Origin of the sequence: Nitrincola sp. (genome assembly GCF_048264025.1) — a bacterium.
Lineage (GTDB): Bacteria > Pseudomonadota > Gammaproteobacteria > Pseudomonadales > Balneatricaceae > Nitrincola.
This window is the reverse complement of the sequence record NZ_JBLXDN010000041.1, coordinates 1-16,262: the sequence shown is the minus strand read 5'-3', so window position 1 is coordinate 16,262 and position 16,262 is coordinate 1. Positions and strand designations below refer to the sequence as shown.

The 16,262-nt window shown below is 50.2% G+C and carries 14 protein-coding genes; 7 read left to right on the top strand and 7 right to left on the bottom strand.

The features are described 5' to 3' along the window. Positions 1-225: 225 nt before the first annotated feature. Entirely contained in the window at positions 226-1,374 is a 1,149-nt protein-coding gene (gene yiaY, locus ACN0R1_RS18475) for an L-threonine dehydrogenase (RefSeq protein ID WP_151057065.1), read from the top strand. A gap of 51 nt (positions 1,375-1,425) precedes the next feature. On the opposite strand, the gene ACN0R1_RS18470 is transcribed toward yiaY, so the two are convergent. The 6 genes from ACN0R1_RS18470 to ACN0R1_RS18445 form a co-directional block, all read right to left on the bottom strand. Continuing rightward, positions 1,426-2,043, bottom strand: a complete 618-nt coding sequence (locus tag ACN0R1_RS18470; RefSeq protein ID WP_417585545.1) for a nucleoside 2-deoxyribosyltransferase — start codon at positions 2,041-2,043, stop codon at positions 1,426-1,428. Positions 2,044-2,074: 31 nt separating this feature from the next. Beyond that, a complete protein-coding gene (locus tag ACN0R1_RS18465; protein ID WP_417585543.1) occupies positions 2,075-4,420 on the bottom strand; it encodes an ATP-binding protein in 2,346 nt (781 codons plus the stop codon). A 27-nt stretch (positions 4,421-4,447) separates the two neighbouring features. Continuing rightward, positions 4,448-6,235, bottom strand: coding sequence for an EAL domain-containing protein (locus ACN0R1_RS18460; protein ID WP_417585541.1), 1,788 nt, complete (start codon positions 6,233-6,235; stop codon positions 4,448-4,450). 16 nt (positions 6,236-6,251) lie between these two features. After that, positions 6,252-7,271, bottom strand: coding sequence for an adenosine deaminase (locus tag ACN0R1_RS18455; protein ID WP_417585539.1), 1,020 nt, complete (start codon positions 7,269-7,271; stop codon positions 6,252-6,254). A 41-nt stretch (positions 7,272-7,312) separates the two neighbouring features. Beyond that, on the bottom strand, positions 7,313-8,449 hold the full coding sequence (locus ACN0R1_RS18450) for an AI-2E family transporter (protein WP_417585537.1): 1,137 nt from the start codon (positions 8,447-8,449) through the stop codon (positions 7,313-7,315). A gap of 162 nt (positions 8,450-8,611) precedes the next feature. Further along, on the bottom strand, positions 8,612-9,520 hold the full coding sequence (locus tag ACN0R1_RS18445) for a LysR family transcriptional regulator (RefSeq protein ID WP_417585535.1): 909 nt from the start codon (positions 9,518-9,520) through the stop codon (positions 8,612-8,614). A 152-nt stretch (positions 9,521-9,672) separates the two neighbouring features. Here ACN0R1_RS18445 and ACN0R1_RS18440 point away from each other — a divergent pair, with 152 nt between their 5' ends. The 6 genes from ACN0R1_RS18440 to ACN0R1_RS18415 all read left to right on the top strand — a co-directional run bounded on the left by ACN0R1_RS18440 (position 9,673) and on the right by ACN0R1_RS18415 (position 14,485). Next, positions 9,673-10,005, top strand: coding sequence for a hypothetical protein (locus tag ACN0R1_RS18440; protein ID WP_417585533.1), 333 nt, complete (start codon positions 9,673-9,675; stop codon positions 10,003-10,005). A gap of 206 nt (positions 10,006-10,211) precedes the next feature. Continuing rightward, positions 10,212-10,928, top strand: a complete 717-nt coding sequence (locus ACN0R1_RS18435; protein WP_417585531.1) for an energy-coupling factor ABC transporter ATP-binding protein — start codon at positions 10,212-10,214, stop codon at positions 10,926-10,928. Next, the gene (locus ACN0R1_RS18430) at positions 10,925-11,548 is read left to right on the top strand and encodes an energy-coupling factor transporter transmembrane component T family protein (RefSeq protein WP_417585529.1); all 624 of its coding nucleotides are present in this window, start codon (positions 10,925-10,927) and stop codon (positions 11,546-11,548) included. Before ACN0R1_RS18435 ends, ACN0R1_RS18430 begins: the two co-directional genes overlap by 4 nt. 99 nt (positions 11,549-11,647) lie before the next feature. After that, the gene (locus ACN0R1_RS18425) at positions 11,648-12,196 is read left to right on the top strand and encodes a biotin transporter BioY (RefSeq protein WP_417585527.1); all 549 of its coding nucleotides are present in this window, start codon (positions 11,648-11,650) and stop codon (positions 12,194-12,196) included. 17 nt (positions 12,197-12,213) lie between these two features. Beyond that, on the top strand, positions 12,214-12,648 hold the full coding sequence (locus ACN0R1_RS18420; RefSeq protein ID WP_417585525.1) for a PaaI family thioesterase: 435 nt from the start codon (positions 12,214-12,216) through the stop codon (positions 12,646-12,648). Positions 12,649-12,661: 13 nt separating this feature from the next. Further along, positions 12,662-14,485 carry a flagellar regulator YcgR PilZN domain-containing protein gene (locus tag ACN0R1_RS18415; RefSeq protein ID WP_417585523.1) on the top strand — a complete coding sequence of 608 codons (1,824 nt, stop codon included), beginning with the start codon at positions 12,662-12,664 and terminating at the stop codon, positions 14,483-14,485. Positions 14,486-14,527: 42 nt separating this feature from the next. On the opposite strand, the gene amt is transcribed toward ACN0R1_RS18415, so the two are convergent. Then, positions 14,528-15,862: an ammonium transporter gene (amt, locus tag ACN0R1_RS18410; RefSeq protein ID WP_417585521.1), complete on the bottom strand. Its 1,335-nt coding sequence runs from the start codon at positions 15,860-15,862 to the stop codon at positions 14,528-14,530. Positions 15,863-16,262 lie beyond the last annotated feature (400 nt).

The window sequence follows — 16,262 nt, the reverse complement described above, 5'->3', positions numbered from 1 at the left end:
CGTTCTACTGTGCGTTTCCTGCCCAGCTAGCCTACACACCCCGCTGCTAGGCGCCTGCCCAATTCCCCCACGGGTTATACACAGCCTTGTCCCCGGTTTTTGTGCACAAGTCGAACGATCAATCTGTGCATAGAGTTACTCTGCTGCAATTTGACCTTGATCAAAGCGCCCACCAACCAACTTGCTACACTTAAGACTAATCAGTTATCAACAAGGAGATAGACCATGGCGGTCAGCGAATTTCATATTCCCTCATTAAACCTAATGGGTGAAGGCGCACTTGCACAAGCCATCGAAACAATTCAGAAAAAGGGCTTCAAGCACGCACTGATTGTCACGGATGCAGGTTTGGTCGCTGCAGGACTGGTAGATCAGGTCACAGCCTCACTACAGCAGACAGGTATCCAGTGCAGTGTATTTCCCGAGGTACATCCCAACCCAACCACTGCCAACGTGGAGGCTGGACTGGCATTGCTTAAAGCAGGCCAGTGCGACCTGGTAATTTCACTGGGTGGTGGCTCCCCTCACGACTGCGCCAAGGGCATAGCTCTGGTCGCCACCAATGGTGGCAATATACGTGATTTCGAAGGTGTGGATAAATCTGCCCTACCCCAATTGCCGCTGGTGGCCATCAACACTACGGCGGGCACAGCCAGTGAAATGACGCGCTTTTGTATTATCACCGATGAAACCCGTCATATTAAAATGGCCATAGTGGATAAGCACACCACCCCCATCCTGTCGGTTAACGATCCACTGACCATGCGGGGAATGCCACGTCAATTGACCGCCGCAACAGGGATGGATGCATTAACCCATGCGATCGAAGCCTATGTGTCCATCGCCGCCACTCCCATCACCGATGCCTGTGCCTTGAAAGCCGTCGAACTGATAGCTCAGTATCTGCCTCGTGCGGTGGCACAGGGCGATGATATGCAAGCCCGTGAGCAAATGGCTTATGCCCAGTTCCTGGCCGGCATGGCGTTCAACAATGCATCACTGGGTTATGTACATGCCATGGCCCACCAACTGGGCGGTTTTTATGATTTACCCCACGGTGTGTGTAACGCCGTACTGCTACCCCATGTGCAAACCTTTAACAGCCAGGTGGCGGCTGAGCGTTTGGCGCAAGTAGGTCAGGCGATGGGACTGGCAGCCAGCGAATCAGCACAAGCGGGTGCAAGTGCCTGTATCGAGGCGATCAAGGCACTTAAAGATCAGGTGGGTATTCCCCGTGGACTGGCTGATTTGGGTGCCAAACAGGAAGACATCCCCATACTGGCTGAAAATGCGCTTAAAGATGCCTGTGGAATAACCAACCCGATTCAGGCAACACAGGCACAAATCGAGGAAATCTTCAAAAGCGCCTGGTAAGGATAGTTTAGGTTAGTGATAAAATGGCGTCTGATTTTTCAGGCGCCATTTTTAGCGCCGCTCTACAGCAACCTGCCCAGTTAACAACACTCTGACCATAGACAGTGCCATAGCCGCTCCCTGATCGGTATACTCAGTGGTGCAGGCAATCATTAGATTCTCCTGCAGGCCGAAGTCTTCAATCATACCGACCCTATCCATCCACACCCCTCGCGTTTGCTGAACATTGGCATCCGCGGCCTTAACTCGGCTTAAGTAATCCGGGCGTGGCGCATCAGTATAGCTAATCACCGGAATCCCTCGCTGCACCGCCATGCCGATTTCAAAAGCCGTACCCACATCCATCGCTGTGCCACGAAAACAGCTGATATCGGCAATAATGGCATCCGCTTGTTGAATCATGCCGATATTGGCCTGGGCAATAGCTTGCGCCATTTCGACAGGTTTCAGTTGCCCTATTTCATTATCCAGCGGATAGAGGGGTTCCATTCCCAGTTTACGGCAATCAGCTTTTAGCTGTGCTGACAAGGTAGCAACATCCAGGTAAAACACCGATGGACCCGCCAGATAAACCTGGAACGGTGCCGCCGACAAAGGCTGCTGCTCAGATTCGATCAGCAATTTGAGTGCCTCGTTTTTCAATAATTCAGACTGAATAGGATTGCTCATGCCGTTTCCGCTTTATTGACAAAATAAAATATCATTCAGATGAACGTGGCAACGTCAGCTCAAACTCGCTGCCCTGCCCTGGCTGGCTGATCAAGTGAATTCTACCACCCAATACTCCAGTGACCAGGTTGTGGACCAGACTTAATCCCAGACCACTTCCGCCTTGGCCAAGACGGGTGGTAAAGAAGGGTTCAAAAATGCGCTGCTGGATTGCCTCGGCCATACCCTTACCATCATCGCGCACACGCAGATACACCCACTCATCAGAGGCCGAGGCTGTAATACGGATACTTCCCGGCTGTGTTTCGAAGGCATGTATCAAGGCATTCTGGATCAGGTTAATCAGTACCTGCTCCAGAGGACCGGGATAGGTGTCCATGATAATAGTTTCTTGCAGGTCATTAATGACTTGATGCGGTGATTTACGAATGGTGGGCTGTAGCATCAGCAAAACATTATGCACCACTTCATTCAGTGAACAACGACGACGCTGAGATGTAGCCTGATCTACTGCCACCTGTTTGAAGCTGTTAATTAATTCAGCCGCACGCTGCAGGTTGCGAACCAGAATATCAGTAGTCTGTTCGCCCTGCTCAATAAACATCATCAGATCAGAACGGCGCATCCCTTGGTCTAACTTGCGGCGCAGCTCTTCATAGTCACCGCGAAAACGCGATGAGGCCATCACCGCATTGCCAACAGGTGTATTCAACTCATGCGCAATACCCGCAACCAGATTACCCAACGCCGCTAACTTTCCTGATTGAATCAACTCCTGCTGGGCCAATTCCAGATCACCAATCGCCTGCTCCAATTCCAAGGTGCGCTCTTTTACCCGCTGGTCCAACTCGCGGTTCAGGCGAATTTGCTGTTGTTGTAGATGATGTGTTTGGGTCACATTGTCATACACCATAATCAAGGTTTTTCTACTTCCCAGCTCAATAGTTGAACCCGATACGGATGCCAAAAATACTGATTCATCGGCCCGTTTCAACCATACCTGGAACTGCTCCACCTCTCCGTGCTCAAGAATCTGCCGGGTGACACGCCGACGATCGGCATCAGAACACCACCAACCCAGTGCTTCACCATTCGATCCCAGCACCTGGGATTCAGTGTAACCAAACTCTCTCAACCAGGCTTTATTAACGCGGGTGGTTTTACATTGGTCTTGTTGGTAAATGGCCACGGCCATAGGGCTAGGCGCCGCATTCAAGATTGTTTCTAATTGATGGCGGCTTCTGTTAAGTGCGGATTCACGATGGCGAACATAACGGAAAGCGATCGCTAAACTGACGGATAGCACCAAACCTGATACCAATAACAGGAACAAGATATTTTGGATATTTCGGCTGATCAAATCAGAGTGCATCGCCTCCATGGTGGTATAGGTGTTTTGCATCGGCAGCATCAATACAAGCGTCCATTCAGTGTTGAGCAGCGACAGAGGCAATTGTTTGACCAGGTAGGTCTCATCACCCGACTGGTAGGTTCGTTCATCACCCGATGCCAGGTAAGCCGTCAGTTCAGGGTTGATTTGATCCAGGTATTGCCCCCTGGCTTGTGGATAATCAGAGGCGGCCAGAATGCGCTGCTGCTGACTCAGCAGAACCAGCTTGGCTTGACCCGCAAACACCGGACTGACCAGATGCAGGGCAACTCGTTGCAAAGCATCTAGGTTCAGGTCGACCCCAGCAACCCCTGCAAACTGGTCTCGGACAAGAATGGGCTTAGTGAGCGATATCAAATCAATCAACTGACCCGGCTTTAATTCCCAAGTGTAGGGCTCAGTCAAGCAGGGTGCCAACTGTTCTTTAGGGCAGAGATACCATTCGGATTCACGTTGTCCAAAGACATCTCTGACTTCGCTGTATTTAAAAGCCGCATCCGGACTCGGGTAAAAAGTGATTCCCTGAGACTCCCGAACCCAATACACCTCCAGTGTGCCTTGAGCAGAGCTGTGCTCACTGATACCGGCGTAGACGCTATCCAGGCCATCATAAGACTCGACTTCAAAATGCACATAAGCCGAGCTGACCAACGTATTGGCAGCCAGGGTAGCGGCGGTAAGTTTCTGTACCTGCAGGCGGTTCAACTGACCCTCTTGCCTGGCCGTCTGACTCAGCAGCGAAGCCAGGAGTTTTGGGCTCTGACCCGCCTGCTCCATGAAAATGAGCAGGCTGTCGCGCAAAGCTTCAGCATTCAGTTCTAACTGTTCATTCAGAGATTCCTGCAGCAAAGCTACAGAGACGGCTTCACTTTCACGGTTGGCTTTTTGTAACAGAAATAACGCAAGAAACAAGATCAAGCCGAGTGACAGTACCAACAAGGCCGCCGCTGACAAGAGTGACCGAACATAACGAGAAAGGTGCTTCATCCGTTACTGGCCTGATTCACAAAGGCTTCACAAACCCGGCTGGACAGCATGATCATCAATCCATTCCTGCAGTGCATCCATTTTCATGGGTCGGGCAATCAAATACCCCTGCCCCTCATCACAGTTGAGTTTTATCAGTTCGTTCAATTGTGCATCAGTTTCAATCCCCTCGGCCAGCACCCGCATATTGAGGCGCTGGCCCAGGGTCAGGATTGTTTGCGCTATACGGTAACCCGATGTCGAGGTGGTCAGCTTGTCAACAAAGGAGCGATCGATTTTTAAACAGTCGACATGTAGCCTTTCCAGATAAGAAAGCGAAGAGAAACCAGTACCGAAGTCATCAATCGATATAGTGACTCCCATCGCTCGCAGCGCATTGAACTTTTGAATGGTTTCTTCGGCATAACTCATGGAAACTGACTCAGTGATCTCAAGATCTAAATGTTGACCTTCCAGCCCCTGTTCATGCAGACAAGCCTTGACCTGCTCGACAAAGTCCAGTTGTTGAAATTGCAATGGAGATACATTTACAGCCACACGAAAACCTGGGCGAGTGCGGCAGAGATCAGCACAATCAAACAAGGCTCGACGCAGTACCCACTCACCCAGTTTCACAATCAAACCAGACTGCTCAGCCAGTTCAATAAATACCGCTGGAGATATCATCTGTCCGGACTCATCCATCCAGCGTACCAGAGCTTCTACACCGATCAGACGACCCGATTGCAGCTGTATCTGTGGCTGATACACCAGATACAAGCGGTGACGATCCAGGTCCTGTTTAAGTGATGAAAGCATACTCACACGTTCTCGTAATGAGCAGATCATCGCATCACTAAATATGACGGTTTGCCCAATACCGACCTTCTTAGCGCGCTTGAGAGCCAGCGTCGCATGACCCAGCATTTCGGATGGAGTGAGTTCTTTATGATGATAGGCTATTCCCATGCAGAAGCTCAAGGCTGTTTCTACTCCCTCAATCGCTAAGGAGCGGGATACCAATTGACTGCGAACAATCTCTTCAACCAGACTACCAGTAGTGCCGATAAGCAACCCAAACTGATCTGCGCTTAGACGGGCTATGCCTTCAGTCATTGGCAAGTGTTTCAATAGGGCAGCAAAATCGATGAGAAAACGGTCCGCAAAGTAGGCACCAAAGGTATCGTTAATCATGGAGAAATTATCAATATCCAGTAATACCAGTGTATAGCCCTCAGTGCTGCTCTGGGCCTTGATTTCTAGTGCCCGCAGCAGTCCATTACGGTTTAACAGTCCGGTGAGATGATCCTCGTAAGCCAGTTTTTCCAGTTGATCCAGTTGACGATAGCTGCGTGCGGCCGTCATCAGACAAGTATACAAGCGCTCCCGGGTCAACTCAGTTTTGGTTTTGTAATCATTGATATCATAACGCTGGATAGTTTCCAGCTCCGGTGCATAACCCGGCTGCCCAGTTCTGAGGATAATCCTGAGTTTGGTGCGGCGCAGACTATGCCGAATCCTATGTACCAGTTGCAAACCGGCATCTTCAGATTCCATCACGACATCCAGCAATACCACCGCTATATCCGGATCTCGCAGCAGTATGTCATAGGCCTCTTGACTGTTGTAAGCGTGTTGTACCAGCAGTTGTCCCTCATCAAAGCTAAGCCCCTTGAGTAACAGCTCAGTCATTAGATGAACATCTTCATCATCATCCACCACCAAGAGTTTAAGCGAGTGATATTTCGGTGGGTCTTCCACCGAAACGTCTGACAACTGAGAAGTACAGTTATCCGCGTCGATATCATCCAGAAACTCAAACAGCTGATCACTCATACAAGTACCTCAGGGGTCAAGATGCCAATGCGGCCAGTTCAAGACGCTGTAAACAGGCCTGCTTTTCCATGTCGGAAAGCCAGCTACCAGTAAAGCTATTACGCATTAATTGCACAACCTGAGCAGCCGTGATCGGAACATTTTCAAGCAGTGCACGAAAATTATCCATCACATAGCCACCAAAATAGGCGGGATCATCAGAATTGATGGTAACCATAAGACCCGCATCCAGTAGCTTCAAGATCGGGTGCTGTGACATTTCCGGCACCACGCAAAGCTTCAGATTAGACAAGGGACAGACGGTCAATGGCACTTGATCATTACGTAAGCGCTCGATCAGTGTGGCATCCTCAAGTGACCGGTTACCATGATCAATACGTTGTACCTTCAACAAGTCCAGTGCCTGCCAGACATATTCAGGTGGACCCTCTTCACCGGCATGGGCGGTAACCCGCAAACCCAGTTCACGGCAACGCGCAAACACCCGGGTAAATTTTTCCGGCGGATGACCCAGTTCTGAAGAATCCAGACCAACACCGTCTATACGATCCAGCCAGGGCATCGCCTGCTCTAGAGTATCAAAGGCACTTTGCTCGGAAAGATGGCGCAGGAACGACATGATCAATCTGAAGCTGATGCCCAACTTCGTTTCACCATCACACAGGGCTCGATAGATCCCCTGAAACTGGGTTTCAAAACTGATATTACGCTGTAAGTGCCCCTGCGGATCGAAGAAAATCTCTGTGTGGATAACCCCATCGGCAGCAATTTTTTGCAGGTATGCCCAGGTCAGGTCATAAAAATCCTGCTCAGTCTGTAACACCGACATGCCTTGATAGTATAGATCCAGAAACTCTTGCAGATTATTAAATTGATAGGCCTGACGCAAAGCCTCTACACTGGCATAAGGGAGCGTAATGCCATTGCGCTCAGCCAACTGGAACATCAATTCCGGCTCCAGACTACCCTCGATATGTAAATGCAGCTCAGCTTTAGGCAACGCCGCTGCGAGTTGTTGAAGTAGTGCTTTTGTCATACGCCTTTACCCGCAATAATCATTTTTCAGGTGCTATAAATTCACACCACTTCTGTAATATATTTCTTTTTCAACAGTCTCCAGAATACAACAGCAAAGGCAGTTAAAGGAATCGCAAGAATCATTCCGAGAATTCCCCCTAGCGCAGCACCCCAGAAAAATACAGCAAAGATAATAAGGGCTGGATGCAGCCCCGTGCGATTACCCATGATTTTCGGCGTGAGAACATAGCCTTCGATTACCTGCACCACTACGAATACAATCAGAACCAGTACCAGCCGGAACAAACCTCCGTCATCACCGAAATAGGCCATCGGCAGCACAACACTCAGACCCACAATACTGCCCAAGTAAGGAATAATATTGAGAAGGCCCAGAGTGAGGCCAATTACAATACTGTAGGGAAACCCGACTAACGCAAAACCTATAGCAAAAAGCACACCCTGCGACAAAGCAATAATGATCTGACCTCGAAAAAATGTTAGCAGAATGCCAATAAACTGTTCGAACAAATAGATCACGTCTTCTCTGGTGCCTGTCTTGAGAAAGGGTAGAAATTCACCAATCTGTCTAGGTTCAAATGGCTTTGCCATGAGAAAGAAGGCCAAATAGAGGGGGAGCCCAGCCCAAGCAAATAATCCCACCACAGACTGAAACATCTGAGCAATAGGCTGTGACATGCGCTCCCAGGAATCCTGGAGTACCTTGGTTACCATCTCAACAGGATTCTCGAGCAGCTTATCAACTTCAGCCATCAATCCGTACTTTTCTAATAACGCAGTGACTTGTGGTGAAAGAGATCGCCCCGCCTCAAGCGTAGCATTTAGCATGGACGGTAAGTCATCGAACAACCGGAGCAATTGATTAGCTACTATCGCACTAAAAAACCAGATAAAAGCGCTCAGCGGAATGAGCGCGGAAAGAAAGAACACAATCAGGCCGCCAGCCCGGGAACCACCACAGGCTCTGACCAGCAAACTGTAATATGGGCGTAACAACATTGTCAGGATGCCCGCCACTACAGGGGGCAGCAATACATTCTGAAAAGCCCCGACAAAGCGTGCCAGGCCCCACACACTCGCACTAAAAACTACCAAAAGTATCAATACTGATCCTAGTGTTATTGCCGCTGCGACTGTCGTACGTTGCCTTGGACCTAATTCGAGCTCTTTAAACATCCTGCTATCCAAAGTAGTTTGTTCTAAGGCCATTTTGATATGACGAACATCAAAGTATCAATCACTAATTAAACTTTTCTGCTAAAAAATCTACAACAGTTCTAACTTTCACAGGCGGGCACTTCTCTACAGGGAAAAGGATGTGTACGACGGCAGTGAAAATCAGCGCAACCCCTGCAGGGCATCGATCACATGGCCAGCCAGGATGTTGCAGGTTTCCTTCGCCCCCTGTCTCTGGATTAACAGCACCTGATAATCCCCCAATGGTGGCAGATCATACTCCTTGCCAAGCTTGCGCAATGGCGGTTTCACCATACCAGCCGGAAAGGGGGCCACAGCAAGGTCTGCGATCATGGCAGCCGCCTGCCCTGAACAGCTTTCACTGGTGTAGGCGATACGGTAATCGACAGCCGCCTGATCCAGAGCTTTCAGGGCCATATTTCGCCAGGTGCAGCCTGGGTTGGCGAGGGAGACCGGCAGCGGCATTTTCATTACGGCAATACCGCCCTCGCGTCCAGCCCAGACTAAGGGTTCGGTATGGACGACCTTACCCCGGCCTTCCTCCTGCCCGGAATTACCCGCTGTAATCACGATCAGATCAAGATCACCAGCATCAAGCCGTTCGGTCATATCAATACTACGACCTATCACCACATCCACCTGAGTAGCTGGGTGTGACCGAGCAAACTGAGCCAACACACTGGGCAGAATACGGGTGCCGATATCATCAGAGGTACCCAAGCGCACCGTACCGCACAGTGATGGTGCCAGAAACTGGGTGACGGCTTCTTCATTCAGCTTGAGTAAGCGCCGCCCATAGCTCAGCAGCACTTCGCCATCCGGTGTCAGCCTGACCTGTCGCGCTTCTCTCAAAAATAGTGTTTTGCCAAGCGTCTCTTCCAAGCGCTTGATCTGCATGCTCAGAGCCGAAGGCGTGCGAAATACCTGAGTGGCTGCACGGGTAAAACTACCGCTTTCAGCAATCGCAACAAATGTCCGCAGTACATCTGTATCCAGCAGCGGCAGAGAAGCCGGCATAGCAGGTATTGATGGAGGTTGCATCGTAGTCATATTCACACCTTTCAGTTTTTCTTAATCGTGAGTGTAGTACTTTTCGTTTGATTGAACAATATCAGGCGTCCATGCTTAAACCCTAAACAGCAACGAGCAATCTTTTAATACTGATTAACGATAGTGCGATGGATCGTCAGGAGGATAGAGAAATGACAAGCCTAAACCATAAATGTGAGCTTTACCGTCAGGAAGCTGTGAATAAAACACGGACAAACAGATCAGCACTTCCTGACTTTTACATGCCAGCCATGCCACCACTAAAACTGATCAATGCCATAGAGAACTGGTTCAAGGCCTGGAGTCGCCGGCGCAAACTCCTGCGACTGTTGGATTATGATGATCATATGCTTGAAGATATGGGTTATACACGCCGTGACTTGCTTTGGGCAGCACGGCAGCCGTTAAAAGTGGACGCGCGTCATGTATTACAACAACAGCGGGAGAAACACCGTGCACGCCTGAAACAACAAAGGGGCTGGTAGGTTCTAGACTATTAGCGGGGTGGTGATATCGCTTTGGAGTGACCGTCTGGCGCCAAGGATGACGAACAGCGTATCACACCAAAGCGATACACTGCCCCAGCGTGCCTCAAAGTAAGGCGCCAAGGAGCAACAGCTAAGGATATTACCCTTGCGTCCCTAATCACTGAACAGTTACTCTTTACCCCCCTTACTATCTGCCAAGCCCTATGACTAACAGCGCCAACACCAGTCGTTCCATCATTTTTGATCGAGTCAGCCTAACCCGCGACAACCATTGTGTTCTCAAGGAACTGTCTCTTGAGTTACGCGAGTCGCGTATTGGCCTGATCGGCTACAATGGTTCAGGAAAAAGCTCTCTGGTACGCCTGATTAACGGGCTATTGCAATCGGATTCTGGTCGTATTGATGTGCATGGCCATAATCCATCTTGTGGTCCGGAGAAAATGTCGGCACAGGTTGGCTTTATTTTTCAGAATCCGGACCATCAAATCATTTTTCCCACGGTTGAAGAAGAACTGTGTTTCGGCTTGATTAATCAAGGGGTCAGTAAGAAACAAGCCGTCCAGCAAGTCGCCGATTTTCTTGCTACTCAGCAGCGCAGTGACTGGGCTGATCAAGCCGTACACAGTCTCTCAGATGGGCAGAAACAACTGGTATGTATTTTTGCTGTACTGCTGATGAATCCCAGTGTATTGATACTGGATGAGCCTTTTTCAGCACTGGATCTGCCTACGCGCTATCAGATAATGGATCTATTATCACCGCTTCCACAACAGCTACTGATGATCAGCCATGAGCTGGATACACTGGAATCGTTTGAGCGGATAATCTGGCTTGAGCAGGGGCAGGTATTTCTAGATGGTCCGCCGGATCAGGTGTTACCTGCGTATAAGGCAGCGGCCAGAAGAGCCCGTGGCCTATGATCAGCCTCTATCTGGCCCAGAAGAGCTGGCTCCATCGCCTCCCCGCCGGGGTAAAATTACTCTCTCTGGCCGCCATCAGTCTGCTGCTCTATCCAGTAGAACAACCTGCCATTTTGCTGGGCCTGCTGGCAGTCACCCTGCTCGCCTATGTGTCACTAGGCTCAGCGGCCCTCCATCAGCTCCTGGCCCTGAAAGTATTGCTACCGCTGTTTTCTCTGATCTTTCTGCTGCAGTGGTGGAGCATTGGACTAACGGCGGCCGCCGTGCTGGTCATGCGTATGCTGACACTGATACTGCTGGCAAACCTGATTACCCTGACCACACGCATGGATGACATGATGGACGCGGTGATGCCGCTGTTTTCACCGCTGCGTCTGTTGGGTATCGACACCCGCCGTATCGCATTTGCTGTCACCTTACTGATACGTTTTATTCCGGTATTGATGGCGGTTGTCAGCCATTTACTGGATGCATGGAAAGCGCGTGGCGGTGGTCGCAAGCTTTGGCGCCTGGCGATTCCACTGACTATTCAATCCATTCGTTTATCTGATAATGTGGCTGAAGCCCTGGCCGCTCGTGGGGGCATCAGCCCGACCCGCATAGCAAAAACACGCCACTGAAATGCCACCGCTTAGAACTCAAAATGCCTGTACATGCTACAATATCCGCCTTAAATTAATTCAGCCGGTCCTGTACCTGCCACAACTAGAACGAAACAGATGAAACAAGATAAGTCCCTTGTCCAAATAGCACTTTACGCCGCCCTGATTGCCGCCTTAGGATTGATTCCACCGGTACCCTTCATAACTGGCATTCCCATTACCGCGCAAACGCTGGGTGTGATGCTCGCGGGTGTAATGCTGGGACCCTGGCGGGGAGCGCTGGCTATGGCACTGTTTATCTTTGTAGTGGCATTAGGCGCACCCTTGCTGGCGGGCGGGCGTGGTGGACTGGGCGTTTTTGTCGGTCCAACCGCGGGTTTCGCCATTGGCTTTCCTTTCGCAGCATTTGCTACTGGCTATATGGCGCTCTGGCTCAAACGCTTGCCAGTGTTTCCCGCGGCGCTGCTAGCGTCTGTATTTGGCGGCATAGTGGTTCTCTACCTGTTCGGCATTACTGGTTTCAAGCTAATTTCCGGTCGCGACTGGCTGGATGCTTTGCTGGTGATGGCCGTTTTCATCCCCGGCGATCTGGTTAAAGCGGTGATTGCTGCCGGTGTCGCTCAAGCCGTTGTCAAAGGCCTGCCAGGCGCCATGCTGACTCGATAATTAATCCAGGACTAAACATGACTGAACAAACCTCTGCTTTGTTGATGAATCGCAATGAACTCACAGAGTTTCTTGCTGTAGTCTACCCGCAGTTTGCAGGCCAAATCACCGAAGTAACCCTTGAGCACAGCTGGCTTCGTCAACCCATCGACATCAGCCATTTGCGTCCGGGAGGGACAGTTTCGGGCCCGACCATGATGGCACTGGCGGATGTAGCACTCTATGTTGCCATACTGTCGCGCATAGGTCCTGAAGCTCTGACGGTTACCACGGATTTTACCTGTCATTTTCTGAATAAACCGGTTGCCAACGCGGCTCTACTGGCCAAAGCCACCTTACTGAAACTAGGCAAACGCTTGGTAATAGGTGAGGTTGAGCTCTACAGTGAAGGCCAGGATATGCCCGTTGCACATGTTGTCGGTACTTACTCTGTACCGCCACGCCGAGGATAGATGAGTTGTATTGATGTCAGACAAACAGGCTCCGGAAGGCGAGTTAATAAAATCGACCAAAGAGATTCAGCAGATACTATCTCGGCTGAGCGAACGTGCTACACCTATCAGCATTTATCCTGATGACTCTTCATGTACGCTGACAACCTACATTGCTAGCTTGCAAGCACAGCAAGGGCTAATGAAGCTTGATGCACCCCTGCCGCAACAGCGTCATAATCTATTACACGCACGCAAGCTAACCTTTACCGCCCGTTATAACGGTTGTTTACTCACGCTGACTGATGTTTCCATAACGCCAACCACTGACGTAAACGGTGAATTGGCTTTCATGGCGGCAATTCCAGAATCCATCTATTACCTGCAACGCCGACGCTCTTACCGAGCTCCGGTTCGCCCCTTACTGGACATCTTTGCCAGCCTGCCCTATGCGGCTGAAGCTACAGTGACGGGACGACTTAAGGATTTGTCTGTGGATGGCTGTCGTATCGAACTGACCGGTAATCTGATGGATGATTTTAGTGATCTATCAGAAACGCTACCGTTATCACTCAGTTTTCCTGACAGCAGCCGCTTCAGTGTTGAACTCAGAATCCTACGAGCCGAGTATGCATCACAACATGATCGTACCCACCTTGGCTGTTGTTTCATCTCGCTAACAACGACTCAGAAACAATACCTGTCACGGCTGGTGACTGATTTACAGCGTGACCACATCAACTATATGCGCAATGAAGCGAGCAATACCGCCGGAACACCGGCACTCTTCATGCCTGCGGAACATAGAATCGTGGCAGGAAATGCACAACGCCCAGACACTGAAACCTCACCTGTACAACAAGCCAGTCCGGGTGATACTTCGCTCTTGACGCCAAAGCCTATATTTCCTGTTAGCGACACCGTAGCTCCGATTGATATACGTCGAGCACATCAATCCGGCATCACAGCAATCAAAAGCCTGATCACCCGCTTGCGCAGTGGCCAGGCGTTACCAATTGAGCAGGCACAAGAAGCCTCACAACAGCTGTTGCAGGCACTCAGACAAGATCCACAAGGCCTTGCCATTCTGTGTATTCCGCGTGATTCTCAAACCTTCTTATTTCAGCATTCAATCAGTTATGCCATCAGCCTCGCAGACACCCTTGCTACCCAGTACGGCGAGCAAATCAAAGACGAGATGCTGGAGGGATTAATCCTTGGCGGCTTGTGCCATGAACTCTCCCGAGCACTGCTACCGGATGGTATCCAGAGTTCACGACTGGAGCTTGACAAAGGCACCCGCTCAGCACTTTCTACCACACATATGCAATTGGTTAACCTGCTGAATGCTTTACCTGACATAGCCCGTGAAACACTCTATATCGTGAGTGACTGTCATGAGCGACTGGATGGCAGCGGTTTACCCAACGGCCATACTGATCAGGCACTGAATCGTGTCAGTAAGCTGGCGGCTGTTGTTTATGCACATGAAAAACTCAGCCAGTGCTGGCATAACTGCGACTGGCATTATCATCCACTCAGAGCCTTTAAGCAGTTGGCGGAGATGCCTGACCAGTTTCACCAGCCCAGTATGCGGTTATTACTGAAGCAACAGGGTAAATATCCACTGGGGTCCACCGTAGAATTGAATGACGCTACGATGGCACTGGTGATGCGTCTGGATGACCAGCAACACCCATCACACCTGCGTATTGTCTATAACGCCCGGTTTAACAGCCTGGTTCCGCCACGGGATCGGCTGTTGAACGATGACAGTGGACTAAAGATTGAACGTGCCACCAATCCATTGCGTTATGAAATCAGTAGTCAATTGCTTAAGCTGCCGCTTAGAACATAGAAAGGCCCTTGCGGGCCTTTAATGGAGGGCTTGTTTCAGAACCTAGCTAATCGCTGGATTCGAAACAGGTTTGCTTCGTGCGGCACTCTGACCAGAGTCACCACCCGAGTGCATATCTGATGCCTGAGAAGCCGGGCCAAATTCCGGATAAGCGAGCATACCGCACTCATGAATATCCATCCCTTCAAGCTCTTCTTCTTCACTGACACGCAGCGGCATCACTTTATTCAGAATCACCAAAACCACCATACTGGCTGCAAACATCCAGGCGATGATTACAAGGGTACCAATCAACTGCCCCATAAAGGTTGCATCCGGATTGCTCAGTAGCACCGCAAAAATACCCCAGATACCGGCAGTACCGTGTACCGAAATAGCACCTACTGGATCATCCAGTTTGAGTTTGTCCAGTCCCAGTACAGAGACCACTACGACGATACCACCCACAGCACCAATCAATACAGCCAGACCGGCGCTCGGCATCAACGGCTCAGCCGTGATAGATACCAGACCCGCCAAGGCACCATTAATAGTCATGGTAATATCGGTTTTGCCAAACAGGAACCGGGCGAACAATGCCGCCACGACGGCACCGGCCGCAGCAGCGGCGTTGGTATTCACAAAGATCATCGCAACCGCATTGGCTTCTTCAACATTGGCAATTTTAAGTTCTGAGCCACCATTAAAACCGAACCAACCCATCCACAGAATGAACATACCCAGAGTCGCCATGGGCAGGTTAGCACCCGGGATCGCCCGCACTTCACCTTTGGGTCCATACTTGCCTTTACGGGCACCGACCAGCAACACAGCAGCAAGTGCAGCCGATGCGCCGGCGGCATGAACGACAATGGAACCAGCGAAATCCTGGAAGCCTAGCTCATCCAGGAAGCCACCACCCCATTTCCAGTAACCGGAAACCGGATAGATCACACTCACCATGAAAATCGAAAATACCAGGAATGGCCACAAGCGCATACGCTCTGCGACAGCACCCGAAACGATCGACATGGTCGCCGCCGCAAACACCGCCTGGAAAATAAAGTCGGCCATACTCGAGTAGTAAGGCGCACCATCGCCACCCAGGGTGACGTCCTCGACTGTATTATCGGTACCCAACAGGAAATCAATGCCTGGAATAACACTGCTGACCGGGCTACCCGGATACATGATGTTGTAGCCGACAAAGAGATAGGCTGTACAAGCTATGCCGTAGAGCAGTACGTTTTTATTCAGTATCTCCACGGTGTTTTTGCTTCGTACAAGACCGGCTTCCAACATGGCAAAACCCGCTGCCATCCACATCACCAGTGCCGTGCACATCAGAAAATAAAAGGTATCCAGGGCATAGCCCAGCTCCAGAATCATGCCTTCCATCACAAGGTTCCCCCGCTTGTCAGTCTGTGGTTAAAGTGCATCATAGCCACCCCCCAAAATTAATTTTAAAGAAATATAATTTCTCTTAGATAAACATATTTTTATATGAAAAATTCATGCCATCTAAATATAATAACTACATTTCAATTACTTAATTGGATATTTCGAACAAAAACCAAGGACTTCATGCCCCAGAAAGAAACACTGGGGCAGCGTCGTGTTATATTTTTGTGCAACCGCACATAAGCCTGTCAGCTGCGCCTAATTCTGCCTACTAGGAGATATACCCTGTAGGAGCTCACTCTGTGAGCGATGCCCTTCTCTTCGCCCGGAGACCGGGCTTATATGGACCCGCCCGTGTTGCAAGCTATTTTTGACTCGAGCAGATGTGTTGCACGCT

What these genes read in the sequence shown, in the direction of transcription:
- yiaY (WP_151057065.1), top strand. Translation starts at nt 226, where the DNA reads ATGGCGGTCAGCGAATTTCATATTCCCTCATTAAACCTAATGGGTGAA.
- ACN0R1_RS18470 (WP_417585545.1), bottom strand. Translation starts at nt 2,043, where the DNA reads ATGAGCAATCCTATTCAGTCTGAATTATTGAAAAACGAGGCACTCAAA.
- ACN0R1_RS18465 (WP_417585543.1), bottom strand. Translation starts at nt 4,420, where the DNA reads ATGAAGCACCTTTCTCGTTATGTTCGGTCACTCTTGTCAGCGGCGGCC.
- ACN0R1_RS18460 (WP_417585541.1), bottom strand. Translation starts at nt 6,235, where the DNA reads ATGAGTGATCAGCTGTTTGAGTTTCTGGATGATATCGACGCGGATAAC.
- ACN0R1_RS18455 (WP_417585539.1), bottom strand. Translation starts at nt 7,271, where the DNA reads ATGACAAAAGCACTACTTCAACAACTCGCAGCGGCGTTGCCTAAAGCT.
- ACN0R1_RS18450 (WP_417585537.1), bottom strand. Translation starts at nt 8,449, where the DNA reads ATGTTTAAAGAGCTCGAATTAGGTCCAAGGCAACGTACGACAGTCGCA.
- ACN0R1_RS18445 (WP_417585535.1), bottom strand. Translation starts at nt 9,520, where the DNA reads ATGACTACGATGCAACCTCCATCAATACCTGCTATGCCGGCTTCTCTG.
- ACN0R1_RS18440 (WP_417585533.1), top strand. Translation starts at nt 9,673, where the DNA reads ATGACAAGCCTAAACCATAAATGTGAGCTTTACCGTCAGGAAGCTGTG.
- ACN0R1_RS18435 (WP_417585531.1), top strand. Translation starts at nt 10,212, where the DNA reads ATGACTAACAGCGCCAACACCAGTCGTTCCATCATTTTTGATCGAGTC.
- ACN0R1_RS18430 (WP_417585529.1), top strand. Translation starts at nt 10,925, where the DNA reads ATGATCAGCCTCTATCTGGCCCAGAAGAGCTGGCTCCATCGCCTCCCC.
- ACN0R1_RS18425 (WP_417585527.1), top strand. Translation starts at nt 11,648, where the DNA reads ATGAAACAAGATAAGTCCCTTGTCCAAATAGCACTTTACGCCGCCCTG.
- ACN0R1_RS18420 (WP_417585525.1), top strand. Translation starts at nt 12,214, where the DNA reads ATGACTGAACAAACCTCTGCTTTGTTGATGAATCGCAATGAACTCACA.
- ACN0R1_RS18415 (WP_417585523.1), top strand. Translation starts at nt 12,662, where the DNA reads ATGTCAGACAAACAGGCTCCGGAAGGCGAGTTAATAAAATCGACCAAA.
- amt (WP_417585521.1), bottom strand. Translation starts at nt 15,862, where the DNA reads ATGGAAGGCATGATTCTGGAGCTGGGCTATGCCCTGGATACCTTTTAT.